The 14,920-nt window shown below is 30.8% G+C and carries 11 protein-coding genes and 1 tRNA gene; 6 read left to right on the forward strand and 6 right to left on the reverse strand.

The annotated features are described in order from the left end of the window. Positions 1-33 precede the first annotated feature (33 nt). Both ubiE and SY27_RS08290 read left to right on the forward strand, forming a co-directional pair. Positions 34-765, forward strand: a complete 732-nt coding sequence (gene ubiE / locus SY27_RS08285; RefSeq protein WP_045969077.1) for a bifunctional demethylmenaquinone methyltransferase/2-methoxy-6-polyprenyl-1,4-benzoquinol methylase UbiE — start codon at positions 34-36, stop codon at positions 763-765. A gap of 1 nt (position 766) precedes the next feature. Beyond that, the gene (locus SY27_RS08290) at positions 767-1,462 is read left to right on the forward strand and encodes a porin family protein (protein ID WP_045969319.1); all 696 of its coding nucleotides are present in this window, start codon (positions 767-769) and stop codon (positions 1,460-1,462) included. A gap of 1 nt (position 1,463) precedes the next feature. Here SY27_RS08290 and SY27_RS08295 read toward each other — a convergent pair whose 3' ends face one another. Continuing rightward, positions 1,464-2,186, reverse strand: coding sequence for an RNA methyltransferase (locus tag SY27_RS08295; RefSeq protein ID WP_045969079.1), 723 nt, complete (start codon positions 2,184-2,186; stop codon positions 1,464-1,466). Positions 2,187-2,222: 36 nt separating this feature from the next. Between SY27_RS08295 and SY27_RS08300 the strand changes: the two genes are divergently transcribed. From SY27_RS08300 to SY27_RS08315, 4 genes are all read left to right on the forward strand, one after another. Beyond that, on the forward strand, positions 2,223-4,772 hold the full coding sequence (locus SY27_RS08300; protein WP_082084323.1) for a BamA/TamA family outer membrane protein: 2,550 nt from the start codon (positions 2,223-2,225) through the stop codon (positions 4,770-4,772). Positions 4,773-4,818: 46 nt separating this feature from the next. Beyond that, positions 4,819-5,886: a class II fructose-bisphosphate aldolase gene (gene fbaA / locus SY27_RS08305; RefSeq protein ID WP_045969081.1), complete on the forward strand. Its 1,068-nt coding sequence runs from the start codon at positions 4,819-4,821 to the stop codon at positions 5,884-5,886. Positions 5,887-5,958: 72 nt separating this feature from the next. Then, complete coding sequence (accD, locus tag SY27_RS08310; RefSeq protein ID WP_045969083.1) at positions 5,959-6,813, forward strand: acetyl-CoA carboxylase, carboxyltransferase subunit beta; 855 nt, start codon at positions 5,959-5,961, stop codon at positions 6,811-6,813. Positions 6,814-6,955: 142 nt separating this feature from the next. Then, positions 6,956-7,037: transfer RNA gene (locus SY27_RS08315), tRNA-Leu, on the forward strand. 230 nt (positions 7,038-7,267) lie between these two features. Here the strand turns inward: SY27_RS08315 and SY27_RS08320 are convergent. From SY27_RS08320 to SY27_RS08340, 5 genes are all read right to left on the reverse strand, one after another. Continuing rightward, a complete protein-coding gene (locus tag SY27_RS08320; protein ID WP_052705230.1) occupies positions 7,268-7,711 on the reverse strand; it encodes a hypothetical protein in 444 nt (147 codons plus the stop codon). 73 nt (positions 7,712-7,784) lie between these two features. Continuing rightward, on the reverse strand, positions 7,785-10,655 hold the full coding sequence (locus SY27_RS08325; protein WP_045969085.1) for an alpha-amylase family glycosyl hydrolase: 2,871 nt from the start codon (positions 10,653-10,655) through the stop codon (positions 7,785-7,787). A 70-nt stretch (positions 10,656-10,725) separates the two neighbouring features. After that, on the reverse strand, positions 10,726-12,192 hold the full coding sequence (locus SY27_RS18190; RefSeq protein WP_052705232.1) for a SusE domain-containing protein: 1,467 nt from the start codon (positions 12,190-12,192) through the stop codon (positions 10,726-10,728). Between the two features lie 20 nt (positions 12,193-12,212). Further along, complete coding sequence (locus tag SY27_RS08335; RefSeq protein ID WP_045969087.1) at positions 12,213-13,298, reverse strand: SusE domain-containing protein; 1,086 nt, start codon at positions 13,296-13,298, stop codon at positions 12,213-12,215. Positions 13,299-13,314: 16 nt separating this feature from the next. Beyond that, on the reverse strand, positions 13,315-14,910 hold the full coding sequence (locus tag SY27_RS08340; protein ID WP_045969325.1) for a RagB/SusD family nutrient uptake outer membrane protein: 1,596 nt from the start codon (positions 14,908-14,910) through the stop codon (positions 13,315-13,317). Between the last annotated feature and the right edge of the window lie 10 nt (positions 14,911-14,920).

The raw sequence follows: 14,920 nt of genomic DNA on the forward strand, positions 1-14,920 counted from the left end.
ATTCGTATTTTTGCACTTCATAAAATAAAAAAAATGCCAAAAAATATAACTCCATACAAAGACTCAGAACTAGGAAAAAAAGAACAAGTAGCTCAAATGTTTGACTCTATTTCTGAAAATTATGATGGATTGAATCGTGTAATTTCATTTGGAATAGATATTAAATGGCGCAAAAAAGTTTTAAAACTAGTTTCTAATAAAAACCCAAAAACTGTTTTAGACATAGCGACAGGAACAGGTGACTTAGCGATCTTAATGACAGAAACTACTGCTGAAAAAATTATCGGTTTAGATATTTCAGCAGGAATGCTTGAAGTAGGAAAAAAGAAAATAGACGCAAAAAAATTAAATCATAAAATAGAGATGATTTTAGGAGATAGCGAAACTATTCCTTATGAAGATAATTATTTTGATGCTATCACTGTTGCTTTTGGTATTCGAAATTTTGAAAATTTAGAAAAAGGATTAGCTGAAATTTTAAGAGTCTTAAAACCTAATGGTATTTTTGTAATACTTGAAACTTCTGTTCCTACAAAATTTCCTTACAAACAGGGATATGCCTTTCACTCAAAATTCATATTACCCCTTGTAGGTAAACTCTTCTCTAAAGACAAATCCGCTTATAGATATTTATCTGATTCTGCAAATATTTTTCCTTTTGGAGAAGCTTTAAACAATATTTTAAGAAAAATTGGGTTTATAGAAGTAACACACTTACCTCAAACATTAGGTGTTGCAACAATTTATCATGCCACTAAAAAATAGTATGAAGAAAAATATAATTTTATTCTTAATAACCACAACATTAGGTTATGCCCAAGGAGGCTTGTTTGGAAAAGATCCGATCATAAATCTTGAAAATTTTGACAAACAAAAAATCCATTGGGGATATTACTTAGGTTTCAATAGTCTTGATTACAAATTTGATTATTTAAGTCCTACTAAGGATATTGAATCTGAAACGACTATTGGATTCAATGTTGGCCTTGTAGGAAACCTTCGTTTAATGGAATATATTGATTTACGTTTTGAACCAGGGTTAAACATCACTCAAAGAAATTTAATATATCCAAATATTGAAGACCCAGTTGACCGATTAAGAGAAGTAAAATCTACTTATATCCATTTCCCTTTACTTTTAAAATTTTCTTCAAAACGCACTGGAAACATCAGACCATATTTATTAGGAGGTGTTTCTGCCTCTTTAAATTTAAGTAGTAATTCAAAAGCTCCTGATGATAATTTCAATGACCGTTTTAGAGTTAAAAAATGGACTAATAACTATGAAATAGGCTTTGGAATCGACCTTTATCTTGAATATTTTAAGTTTTCACCTTCAATAAGAGGTGTATTTAGTATGAATGATGAATTAATAAGAGACAATACACCAGATAGTCCGTGGACAGGAAACATTCAAGAAATGAAAACAAGAGGTATTTTTATTAATTTCACTTTCCATTAAATCATCTTTTAAATTCGCTTAAAATTATTCCAGTAGCGGTAGCAACATTTAAGCTTTCTGTTTGTTTCAGTTTTCCAAATCTTGGAATAGATATTCTTTTGCTTATTAACTTTTCAATCGAATCACTTATTCCATTAGCTTCATTACCCATAACAATAATACCTTCATTAGGCAATTGTTCATTATAAATAACATCTCCATCCATAAAAGTTCCAAAAACAGGAAGTTCCGTTGTTTTCAAAACACTCTCTAAATCAGCATAAACAACTTTAACTCTACTTATAGAGCCCATAGTAGCCTGTACAACTTTAGGATTATAAATATCTACTGTTTCTTCAGAACAAATTAAAGTTTCAATTCCAAACCAATCACAAAGCCTAATGATTGTACCTAAATTACCTGGATCTCGAATATCATCTAATGCAACAATTAATCCTGAAAGTGTACCTTTTTTCTCTAATGGAATTCTGAAAAGTGCCAAACAATTATTTGGAGTTGTTAATGCACTAATTTTTTTTAATTCAGCATCTGTAATGGTATGACTTTTGCTTTTATCAACGTATGAAAATATACCATCTGTAGAAAACAAAGCTTCCAATTCATAATTAGCTTCTAGTAGTTCTTGAATTACTTTTTTACCTTCTGCAAAGAATAATTGATGCTGTTTTCTATATTTTTTTTGCTGTAAACTTGTAATAAGTTTAATTTGGTTTTTACTAACCATAAAAATTGTATTTTTGACTAACTATTTTTTATTACCTTGAAAAAACTTTTTCCAAAAATAACACTAATATTCTTAACTGGAACCATTTTTTACTCTTGTTCTATAGTAAAAAAAGTTCCTGAAGATGGACAATTATTGACTAAAAACATCATTTTAGCCAATGATACAATTGTAAAAAATGAAAGAATAGAAAATCTTTTAAGTCAAAAACCAAATGGGAAGCTTCTTGGTTTTCCACTTAGACTTGGCCTTTACAATTTAGCGAAAGACAATCCTGACTCTTTATACTACGACTGGTTAAACCGAAAACCCAATCGTAGAGAAAATTTAGCCAAACTTATCTCAAACAAACAAGTAGATCGACTAAGTCAATCATTTCTTGTTTCTGGATTAAGTAGATTTTTAAAAAAAACAGGTGAAGCCCCAGTAATTATAAATAAAATAAAAATCAATAGCACAAAAAACAAACTCAAAGGATACTATGAAAATCAAGGTTTTTTTAATACCGAAATAAGTGCAAAAATTGATTCTGTTGGTGTAAAAAAGGCAAAAGTAACCTATAATATTATCACTGGAGAACCATCATATATAGATAGCATTTCAAGACGAATAGAAACTCCTGAAATCGACAGTTTATTTACTAATATTCAGTCTAGTTCTTTTTTAAAATCTGGAGATAAATTTAACGGAAATAACTTTGATCTAGAAAGAGCAAGACTTACTAACTATTTCAGAAATAATGGTGTTTATCATTTTCAAATTAATCATGTAAGATATGACATTATTACAAATGAAAGAGATAAAAAAGTAGATGTTGTATATGATATTGAAGATAGAAAAATAAAAAGAGAAGACACGCTTGCTAAAACACCTTTTAAAATTTACAAAATAAATCAGGTTAATATATACACTAATAACAATTCCAGAGAAACTAATAAAATAACCGATAGTGTTTCTTATAACAATTACAACATTTATAGTAACGGCAAACTAAACTATAAACCAAAAGCGATTACTGATGCTATTTTCATTGAAAAAGGAAAACTTTTTAGTGATCTTGACCGATCATTAACATCACGATCATTAAGTAACTTAAAAGTATTTAACTTTCCTAATATTGAATACATAGAAGATACTTTATCTGGTGGTTCAAACAACCTAATTGCTAACATTTATTTATCTCCTTTAAAAAAGAAAAACTTAAATGCATCTATAGATTTTACTCATTCAAACATACAAGATTTTGGTATTACAGGAAATCTTTCACTTACATTCAGAAATTTATTCAGAAGAGCAGAAACACTTGAAATTACAACACGTGGAAACATTGGATCTTCAAAAGATTTAGCAAATCCTAACGATACTTTTTTCAACATCTCTGAATACGGTGTAGATGCTAAACTTACTTTTCCTAGAATTTTCTTTCCTATAAACACCACAAGACTGATAAAAAAGGAAATGTTACCTACTACTCAAATGAGTTTTGGATTAACAAATCAGAAAAATATCGGTTTAGACAAAGAAAATTTCACAGGTATAATCAATTATAATTGGCTACCAAAAGACAACACAACTATTCGTTTTGATTTAATCAATATACAATTTGTACGAAATTTAAATATCGACAATTATTTTAATGTTTACAACTCTTCTTACAATCGATTAAATAATCTAGCTCAAATCTACAATACTAATCCTAATAACTTAGATGAATATGGCGATCTTACTTTCCCAGGAGCCATTACATTTATCGATGAAGTAGTTAACAACCAAACAGCATTAACGAGTGACCAACAAGATTATCAATCTATAAGAAGTATTGGAGAAAGAAGAAAACGTTTAATTGAAAACAACCTTATTGTTTCAAGTGCTTTCACTTTTAGTAAAAATACTCGAAAAGGATTTCTAGACAACACATTTTATGCATTCAAAGCAAAATTAGAAACCGCTGGAAATGCTATATCATTATTAGCAAAAAGGAAAAATGAGCCTTTAAATGATAATGGAAATAATACTGTTTTTGGAATTGAATATGCTCAATATGTAAAAGGAGAATTTGATCTTATAAAACACTGGAGCTTAGGCAAAAAAAATATTATTGCTTTTAGAACTTTTGGTGGACTAGCTGTTCCTTATGGAAATGCAAACTCAATTCCTTTCTCAAGAAGTTATTTTGCTGGAGGTTCAAATGACAATAGAGGTTGGCAAGCTTACAGCCTTGGTCCTGGAAGCAGTGGTGGTATAAATGATTTCAATGAAGCTAACCTAAAAATTGCAGCAAGTGTAGAATATCGTTTTAATATCTTTGGAAAAGTAAATGGTGCTTTATTTGCTGATGCTGGTAATATTTGGAACATTTTTGACAACGTAGAAGATAAATCATACACATTTAATGGGATAAAATCACTTCAAGACATAGCTTTAGGCACAGGAATCGGGTTTCGTTATGATTTTGATTTTTTTGTTTTTAGAATTGACTTAGGCTATAAAACATACAATCCTGCAAAAGAAATGAGTCAAAGATGGTTTAGAGACATCAACTTTAGCAGAACAGTTTTAAATTTTGGAATTAATTATCCATTCTAATTTTTTAAATTATTATTTTTGTAGCATTATTAAAAAATAACCAACTATGAGCCACAACATAAAACCTGGTGTCGCAACTGGAGATCAGGTACAAGAAATATTTCGTTTTGCGAAAGAAAAAGGATTTGCACTACCTGCTGTAAACGTTACAGGATCAAGTACCATTAACGGTGTTCTTGAAACCGCTGCAAAATTAAAAGCACCTGTAATTATCCAGTTTTCTAACGGAGGTGCATTATTCAATGCAGGAAAAGGACTTTCGAACGAAAATCAAAAAGCGGCTATTTTAGGAGGCGTAGCTGGAGCAAAACACATACACGAATTAGCAGAAGCTTATGGAGCAACTGTAATACTTCATACTGATCATTGTGCAAAAAATCTATTACCGTGGATTGATGGATTATTAGATGCCTCTGAAAAACATTTTGCAGAAACTGGAAAACCTTTATTCAGTTCTCACATGATTGATTTATCTGAAGAACCAATTGAAGAAAACATAGAAATTTCTAAGAAATACCTAGAGCGAATGAGTAGAATGGGTATGACATTAGAAATAGAATTAGGAATTACTGGTGGAGAAGAAGATGGTGTAGATAATTCTGATGTAGATAGTTCAAAATTATATACCCAACCTGAAGAAGTAGCTTATGCTTATGAAGAATTAATGAAAGTTAGTCCTCGTTTCACCATAGCCGCTGCATTCGGAAATGTTCATGGTGTATACAAGCCAGGAAATGTAAAATTAACTCCAAAAATATTAAAAAACTCACAAGAGTTTGTTCAAAATAAATACAAAACAGAAGCCAACCCAGTTGATTTTGTTTTTCATGGAGGAAGTGGTTCTACAATTGAAGAAATAAGAGAAGCTATTACTTATGGTGTAATAAAAATGAACATCGACACTGATTTACAATTTGCATTTACAGAAGGAGTTAGAGAATATGTAGTATCAAAAGTTGATTATTTAAAAACCCAAATAGGAAATCCAGAAGGATCTGAAATACCTAATAAAAAATATTATGATCCTAGAAAATGGATTAGAGAAGGTGAAATGACTTTCAATAAACGCTTAGAAAAAGCATTCGAAGACCTAAATAACGTAAATACTTTATAATAATTTAAAAACCAGAAATTAAATTTAGAATTAAATTTAATTTCTGGTTTTTTTACTGCTAACATTAAAAATATGGCTTGGTTTAAAAGAAAAGAAAAAGGGATACAAACCCCAACGGAAGATAAAAAAGATGTACCAAAAGGATTATGGTATAAATCTCCAACTGGGAAAATTATTGACACTGAAGAATTAGCTAAAAATCTTTGGGTAAGTCCTGAAGATGATTTCCATGTAAGAATTGGTAGTGCAGAGTACTTCGAAATTTTGTTTGACAATAATGAATTCAAAGAACTAGATGCAAAAATGACATCTAAAGACCCTCTTAAATTTCAAGATACTAAAAAATATAGCGATCGTTTAAAAGATGCTATGGAAAAAACGAAATTAAAAGATGCTGTTAGAACTGCTGTTGGAAAATCAAAAGGAAAAGACTTAGTTGTTTCTTGTATGGATTTTGCCTTTATTGGTGGTTCAATGGGAGCTGTTGTTGGTGAAAAAATAGCTAGAGGTGTTGATTATGCTATTCAAAATAAGATACCTTTTGTAATGATTTCAAAATCTGGTGGAGCACGTATGATGGAAGCTGCATATTCATTAATGCAATTAGCCAAAACATCTGTAAAACTAGCACAATTAGCAGATGCACAAATTCCTTACATTTCTTTATGTACTGATCCTACAACAGGAGGAACAACTGCATCTTATGCAATGTTAGGCGACATCAATATTGCAGAACCAGGAGCCCTTATTGGATTTGCTGGACCACGTGTTGTAAAAGACACAACAGGAAAAGACCTGCCAGATGGTTTTCAAACATCTGAATTTCTTTTAGAACATGGATTCTTAGATTTTATTTCACATAGAAAAGAACTTAAAAACAAGATCAATTTATATTTAGATTTAATTCTTAATCAAGACGTTAGATAAATAAAAAGAGCTAGTAAATTACTAGCTCTTTTTATTTATCTGTAATACCAGAAAAAATCTTTCAAAAAAAATAAATAAATTACTTCTAACCTTTTTGATTGTATTAAAAAATAATTATATTTGCACCCACATTATAACCCATGCGGGTATGGTGAAATTGGTAGACACGCCAGACTTAGGATCTGGTGCCGCAAGGTGTGAAGGTTCGAGTCCTTTTACCCGCACGTAAATCTTCAAAACCTCTTTTAAATAAAGAGGTTTTCTAGTTTTTAAGAAAAAACTTAGTCAAATTCTAGTCATTAATCTTTTATAGTTCAGAAATATGATTTTTTGAGCCATAAAAAAATCTCTAAGAAATAATCCTAGAGATTCTGTAACTGTCTGTTTTTTTTACGCATTTCTAAATTGAAATCGTTTTTTATAAAAAGATAGTACTTATTTACAAAATAAACACTTACTCTAGAGGACGTAATGTATTACTAAATGTAATTTTAAATTTTACTACTTCTCCTTTATACTCTTTTTTTAAATAGATAAATTTATATTTTTTTGCATTTTTAGTTCCTATTACTATTTCCTGTTTCGTATAGTTATCATAAACTATTATATCGCTTTGATTATTAAAACTAAGATAATCAGCAATTCGAGTATTAAGGTTTGTTATAGGATAAGATGAATAAATGTTTTTATCTTTTTGTTTTACTATAATCTTTTCACCTTTAAATCCTTGAGTCAATAAGAGAATACTTCTCTCTTCCGATAATCCGTTATTCTTTTTTAAGAATTCTTTTTTTTCTGCATCATTTACTCCTCTAAAGTCATCTCTAAAGTCTGTATTTACCCCTGATTTACAAGCTACAAAGGCTATACTTATTAAAATTAAAATATACTTCTTCATTTTATTATAACTTTAAAAAAGCTTTTATAGTATAACAGAACTCTACTTTTTTTTAAAAGTACTAAGCTTAAGTTTATTCTTTTACTATTTTTCTTGTTACAAAATTAGTGGCATTATAAAAAGCTTTTATTAAATACATTCCTTGTTGTAATTCTTGGATATTCAACTCTTTATTTACCGAAATATTTTCAAAACGTTTTATTAATTGTCCTGAAAGAGTATAAACTTCCATTTTCTCAATTTCAGATGATACTGAAACTGTGTTTTTAGTAGGATTAGGATAAATCACTAAACTTTGTTCTACTTCGAAATTGCTTGATGACAAAACGCTAGACTGATTCCCAAATATTCGAAACTGTCCCGCAGGAATTGTAATTGGAGTTGTTGCATTTGTTACAACATAAGGAGTATCATCCATTAAATCATACCAAGTCCCTGTAAAAGGAAAGTCTGGAATTATACTAGCGTCTGATACTGAAAAATTAGCCAAAATAACAACATTTTTTAATTCAGTTGCAGGAATTGAATTGTCATAAATATAAATTCGTTGTTTTAAATTATCACCCGCTTCAGGACTTATAGCATATTCCCCATTAAACACAGCTTCACTTTTTTTCAAATTAATTAATCTAGCATATTTTTGATAAATAGTACTCCTAATTGGATCTGCTAACCAATCTTCCGCCCATTGTGGTTGTGGTTTTGTATCCAATTTACAATTTCCTGAAATAGCATCGGATTCGGAATTAACACTACCATTTGAACAAGTATAAATAGAATCATCCATTCCTAATTCTTGAAAATGCCAAAGCATTTTTGGCCCAGGAATTAAAATACTAGTAGCTCCTATTGCTCCCATTCTATTTAATGTATTATTTAGATTCCCATTTACAGGAGCATTTCCGCTTGCTTCACCATAAGTAACAGCTTCATACATTAATCTATCTTTGTCGTGACTTTCTGAGTATCCGATTAATCTTTTTCCTGTGAATCCTCTACTCACATGTCCCATTCTAGAAATACTTGCATTTGAAGCATATCCCATTGCTAATTGTTTATAAGAACTAAATAGTTCTCCCCACATCATAATACCTTTGTCTTCTGCTATTCTATAGTTTGCCCATTCTTGTTCTTCTCCATCTGACCCTAAATGTTCAAAAATAGCATAATGAGTATCATCTATACTCCAAGAATAATCTACATACTCTTTCAATACATCTACTCTATCTTGTTGAAATTGATTTGTTAAAGCATCACTTCCTGTAGCATTCTGAGTAAACCCTTTAGTTAAATCCCATCTAAAACCATCAATTTTAAATTCATTTATCCAATATTTAAGTGTTTGTTTTACATAATCCCTAGTAAATGTAGAGGAATGATCAAAGTCTTCACCTACACTATAACTATGTGTTGCAATTGTATTAAAATAAGGATTTTCTGTGCTTGGATTTCCCCAACCATCACCATCTGGATCATTCATCCACATTCTAACCATAGGATTTCTTCCAAATGCATGATTAAAAGCAATATCTAGAATAACGGCAATATCATTTTGATGGCATAAATCAATTAATTCTTTTAATTTATCTTTTGTTCCATAAAATTTATCTAATGCCATATGAAAAGAAGTATTGTATCCCCAACTTTCATTACCTTCAAATTCCATCACAGGCATTAATTCAATGGCATTAATACCTAGATTTTTAAGATAATCTATCCTATCGATTACATCTTGAAAGTTTCTATTTGCATCAAAATCACGAACCAATAATTCATAAACTACCAAATTATCTTTATTTGGTTTATTGAAGTTTGTTACTTGCCAATTATAAGGAGTTTGTCCTGTTTGAAGAACTGTTACTTCTCGTTCTTGCCCAACTGGATATGTTGGTAAATTAGGAAAAGAAGTTGATGAAATCCAAGGATCATCATAAGGTGATAGTACTAATGTTGAACATGGATCCGCAACTTTAACCAAAGCAGGAGAATTCGCAATAGGAGTTTCATCTACTACCCAATATTGATATGTCTCTATTTGTTCTGAAATTAATCCTGTTATTTCTAACCAAAACTTCTCTGAAACAGGATCTTTTTTCATTGCATAAGATGCATCAGGCTGCCAATTATTAAAACTTCCTGCTACATAAATAAAATCTTTTCCTGGTGCTTCTAACACTAAAGTCGCCTTTGTAAAGTCTGTTATATTATAATTAATCCCATTTTCTAATCCAGATGCCATTGCTTCAGTAATCGTTGAAGGATTTACGATGACAGAAAATGATTTTGTTTGTGTAATAGCTCCTTGTGTAATTTCTAAGTCATAACTTTGATTTTCTAAGATATTAATGTGATTAAATGAATAGGTCGCAACATTATTAACCATATCTATAGAAATACCATTCGCTTTTAAGTTATAATTAGCATTCCCGTTATTATTATTAGCTTCTATAAATAAGCTTTCTCCTGAATTTATAATTGTTGTTGAACTTACAACTGGTGATGTTAATGTAGATTGAAACAAACCTACTTCTACTAAAACATCTTGTGATTTTTTATCTCCAGTACCATCTTTTGCCTTAACCAAAAAACCAATTCTTCCCATGTTAGTTCTTGCATAGAAACTTGAAGGCACAAATGACATTGTATAAGTATCGTTTCCTGAATTATAAGTCAATCGATTTGCTTCATTAGAGTTAGTCCAAGAACCATTCGTTGGACAATCTAAAATATTTACATCATTACTATCAAATGACCAAGTCCACAAATACAATGCATTCCCTACAACACCCCAAGTAGCTTCATTTACAGAACTACCATTTATGGTAATTGTAATATTTTGATTCTCATCAAAAGAAGCGGGAGTAACAGAATATGTAATTGTTTGCTGTTGCGAAAAAACAAACACAGAAATTAAAAAAGTTAATATTACAGTAATTTTTTTCATATTTATATTTTATTTATTATCACTTAAATCTATAAAAAAAGGTTGCCTAAATTCTTAGACAACCTTTTTTTTATTGAGGAATAATTATATATTTTCCATCTAAATCATTAAACCAAACATCGTAATTACCAGAAGCCTCAGTGAAAGGAAAATTACTTCCAGTTCCTGCTAAAATTGCTGTCCCATATTGATTCTGAGAACCATTATACCTCCATACATTTGCCCAAGCATCATCTGCTCTAATTAAAAACTCATTTCCAGAAGTAAAAACCACTCCCAAAGCATACCATAGATGAGGGTTATTAGCATCCTGAGTAAAATTAACTTCATCAGAATCACCCCAACCACCAATAGCTGCACCAATAATCCCCATACTTGTATAGACAGGTGCTGCTGAAGCATCATATGGAGCAACAGTAAAAGTTCCAGATTGACCAACAGTTGTAAAGTTATAAGTATAATATCCAGCCGTAGAGACATTAAATGTACCTGGATCTGAACCACCTCCTGGATTAACTGCAAGCGTACTTCCATCATTAGTTCCCCATTGCGGAGCCCATTGTCCTTTTACTTCTAGCATTTTGAATGCTCCTGCACCAAAATAGCCAGTATAAACATAATTATTAGGTACATTTTGGTTTCTAAAAACAGGTGTATTATTGTTATTATTATTCCAATCCGAAGAAGTTGCATTACCAACAAAGTATAAATTTGGAAATACAACACTAAAGGGAGTTACAGATATAGTAAGCAGATTAGAAATTCTTTCCAAAACACTACCATTTTCATTCGTTGTTCTTGCTACAATTCTTAAGTCCATATCTCCGGCAACACCAGCAACCAAACCTATTCCTAAAGCCACAGAATTAAAATCGCCATGAGTTGAAGTTAAAGTCGTTAAATTTTCGACACTACCAACTGCAACAGGAGAAGTAAAACCAGATCCAGACAATGCTGCTTCTATTGTATAGCTTACATCTATATCTAAATTAGATCCCAAAACAGCATCTGTCCATGTTGTTGTAATTGCAACACTTGATGTTGAGCCAATAGACAACACAAAGCTATCGTTTGCTGCTGGACTTGTAAATACTGCTGGATCTGTTGGATATGTAGTCACTAGAAAAAGAACTGAATTACTTAAAACACTTCCTGAATTAACTCTTAAATAGATTGCTATATCTCTAAATGTAGTTGCGCCCGCATCATGAATTGCTGTATTTAAATCTTCAACTGATATAGAAAACGTGTTTGAATTTGAGTTTCCTAAATTTACTACATTCGTAAATTCTGCATTTAAAGACATTTCAACTCCATAACTAGACGCTCCTGTTAAGTTATCATTCCATGTAACTGTAAATGCTGAATTTTGTGGAAGTCCAAAATTTAAAAAAACATTATTAATTCCTGGTTCTTGCAAAACAAATACTACATCAGGCGTTTTTATTTCTAGACTTTCTTCATCATCACAAGCTGTAAAAATAAAAACTAATGATAATAGCAAAAGGCTAGTTATTTTTTTTATATATAAACTCATATTTTTATTTTTTTAAAGAATTATAAATTCAACGGAATTAATATATAATGCCCCGTTAAATCATTATACCAGACATCATAATCATCTTCAACAACTACTGGAACACTCTCACCATTTAAAGTAGCTATTCCTGAAAAAGAAGTTGAACCGCCCCAAACAGAACCTGCACTCGTTAAAAACTGCAAATCCCCAGGCGTTAAATGCAAGCCATTCACATACCAAATATGATTATCAAAACTAGATTGATTCATTGCTGTTGTTGTACTTGCTGTCCCTTGCAAAGACATTGTTGTATAACTTGGTAAAGCCGTAATATCGAAAGGAGTAAAAGAATATGTATTCGTAGCATAATTAATTGTAAACGAATAATATCCTGCAGTTGCAATTGGATTGTTATTACTTGGAAAAGAACCAGGATCTGATCCTGTTCCTGTATTTACATCAATACTAGAACCATCATTAGTACCCCATTGTGGTTGCCAAAGCCCTTTTGTTTCTAACACCTTAAATTCACCTGCTCCAAAAAAGCCTGTATAATGATAGATTTTTGAATTAGATGCATCTCTAAACAAAGGGTTATTATTATTGTTATTGTTCCAATCTGAAGCAGTTGCATTTCCTACCAAATAATAATCCATAAACGGATAATTAAAATACGGATACACATTAAATAAAATACTATTTGATGCTACTGGCAAACTAGACTGAGTTCCTACAGACGAGACAATCCTAGCATAAACTGCGTTCCACTCAAATGGAGGCAAACCTACATTACCAACTGCAGTATTTAATTCTGCTACAGAAAGCGTTATCGTATTGTTTCCATTTACTGTACCTGTTGCTACAGGGTTTGCAAAAGCAGCATCTGAGGAAAGTTCTAAACTATAGTTTACATCTGTTTGTTGTCCGTAATTAGCTATTGTCCAATTAAAAGTAACCGCTGGGTTATTGTTATTTACAGGATCTAATTCAACATTAGAGATTGTTAATTCTGATAGAACTACTGGATTAGTCTCTGCAACCTTTAAATCATCCATTGTATCTTCACATGAACTCATAAAAAAAATCGCACATGCAGTTTGTATAAAAATTGATATTTTTTTCATTTTCTTTTACATTTAATTAATACCCTGTATTCTGAGTCAAATTAGGATTTGAAGCTAAAGAAGCAGTAGGAATTGGAAAAACTTTTAAATGAGTTGGAAGTGCAATTCCATTAGAACCATTTCCTTTCCACACCCAGTTATAACTTCCTCCTGTATATTTTCCAAATCGGATTAAATCTTGTCTTCTGTGAGATTCCATATATAATTCTCTGGCTCTTTCATCAATAATAAAGTCTAAATTCAAATCTGCATTGGTAATATTAGCATTAGTTGCACCGTTATTTGCTCTTTCTCTTAACAAATTCACATAAGTAACTGCATCTGTCATTGTTGCATTTGAAGCTCCTCTAACAGCACATTCAGCATACATTAAATATACATCTGCTAATCTAAATAAAGGAAAATCGGTATCTACAAAAGTTGTATTTGATCCTGACACACCTGTTGACGAAATATTCGAATATTTCCCAAATACAAATCCTTGGTCTTTATCTGCAATATTTGTTATTTCAATACTTCTATTAGCAGAAATAATTGTGTTTCTAGTATCATTATCAAAAATTGGATCACTAAAAATTAAGGAAAATTGTTTTCTTAATCGTATTGCTCCTCCCCAACCACCTACTCCGAAGTCGTCTCCATTTGATTCAATAGAACCTACTTGTCCATTACACAAAACAGTAGTTGGCCCATAGTTTTGAGTATTTATAGCATCAGATTGAAGTGTAAAAATTAATTCTGGAGAAGTATCATTATCTTTTTTAAAATTATTTAAATAATTTGTATTTAAGGTATATCCTCCGTTTATAATGTCATTACATTTTGTGACACAATCTACATATCTATTTTGCCCTATATATACTTCTGCATTAAGATACATTTTTGCCAAAATCATGTTTGCGACTGCTTTATCTAGTCTTCCATATTCATTAGTTCTTGGATCTTTTAGATTTGGTAAAACAGCATTAATTTCAGATTCAATAAAATCAAAAAGTTGCTGTCTATTATATTCTGGTCCTTGAAAATTAATAGGATCGTCTTCTGTAATAAAAGGTGCTTTTCCATATAGATCCATTAAATTATAATATGCTAAAGCTCTTAACACTCTAACTTCATTTCTATATAAATTAATATTAGCAACCTCAACACCGTCAGTTATACCTCTTGAATTTAATTTTTCTGAAGATGATTGTCTTAAAAACTCATTTGCAATTGCTACTTCAACCATTGTTCTACTAAACATTCCTAAAATAATAGGATTATCCGCAGACCATATATTTCGTTGTAGTTCTCTTGTACCTGGATCATTTTCATAGCTCCAAATTATTTGATCGGCTGTTAAGTCTTGCATATACCAAAGACATCTTCCATACTGACTTGTTCCTGCATCAACCCCTTCTAGAAAAGAAGATTCTGCGCCACCGGTTCCTGTTAAAGATAAATTCCCATAAACACCTGCTAATGCTTGCTTATAAGCTCCTGGCTGAGAATAAAATTCGTCAGCAGTAAATACATCATCATCTTCTGGAGTAACATTTAAGTCGTTTGTACATGAAATAAACAGGAACAAAAAACAGATTAATGTTATTAAATTATACTTACTATTTTTCATAATCATTTTT

It is taken from the genome of Flavobacterium sp. 316 (assembly GCF_000967805.1).
Classification (GTDB): Bacteria; Bacteroidota; Bacteroidia; order Flavobacteriales; family Flavobacteriaceae; genus Flavobacterium; species Flavobacterium sediminilitoris.

Bases quoted from the DNA above. Each gene is read 5' to 3' on its own strand.
- ubiE (WP_045969077.1), top strand. From the start codon at position 34: ATGCCAAAAAATATAACTCCATACAAAGACTCAGAACTAGGAAAAAAA.
- SY27_RS08320 (WP_052705230.1), bottom strand. From the start codon at position 7,711: ATGAAGAAGTATATTTTAATTTTAATAAGTATAGCCTTTGTAGCTTGT.
- SY27_RS08290 (WP_045969319.1), top strand. From the start codon at position 767: ATGAAGAAAAATATAATTTTATTCTTAATAACCACAACATTAGGTTAT.
- accD (WP_045969083.1), top strand. From the start codon at position 5,959: ATGGCTTGGTTTAAAAGAAAAGAAAAAGGGATACAAACCCCAACGGAA.
- SY27_RS18190 (WP_052705232.1), bottom strand. From the start codon at position 12,192: ATGAGTTTATATATAAAAAAAATAACTAGCCTTTTGCTATTATCATTA.
- SY27_RS08340 (WP_045969325.1), bottom strand. From the start codon at position 14,910: ATGAAAAATAGTAAGTATAATTTAATAACATTAATCTGTTTTTTGTTC.
- SY27_RS08295 (WP_045969079.1), bottom strand. From the start codon at position 2,186: ATGGTTAGTAAAAACCAAATTAAACTTATTACAAGTTTACAGCAAAAA.
- SY27_RS08325 (WP_045969085.1), bottom strand. From the start codon at position 10,655: ATGAAAAAAATTACTGTAATATTAACTTTTTTAATTTCTGTGTTTGTT.
- SY27_RS08335 (WP_045969087.1), bottom strand. From the start codon at position 13,298: ATGAAAAAAATATCAATTTTTATACAAACTGCATGTGCGATTTTTTTT.
- fbaA (WP_045969081.1), top strand. From the start codon at position 4,819: ATGAGCCACAACATAAAACCTGGTGTCGCAACTGGAGATCAGGTACAA.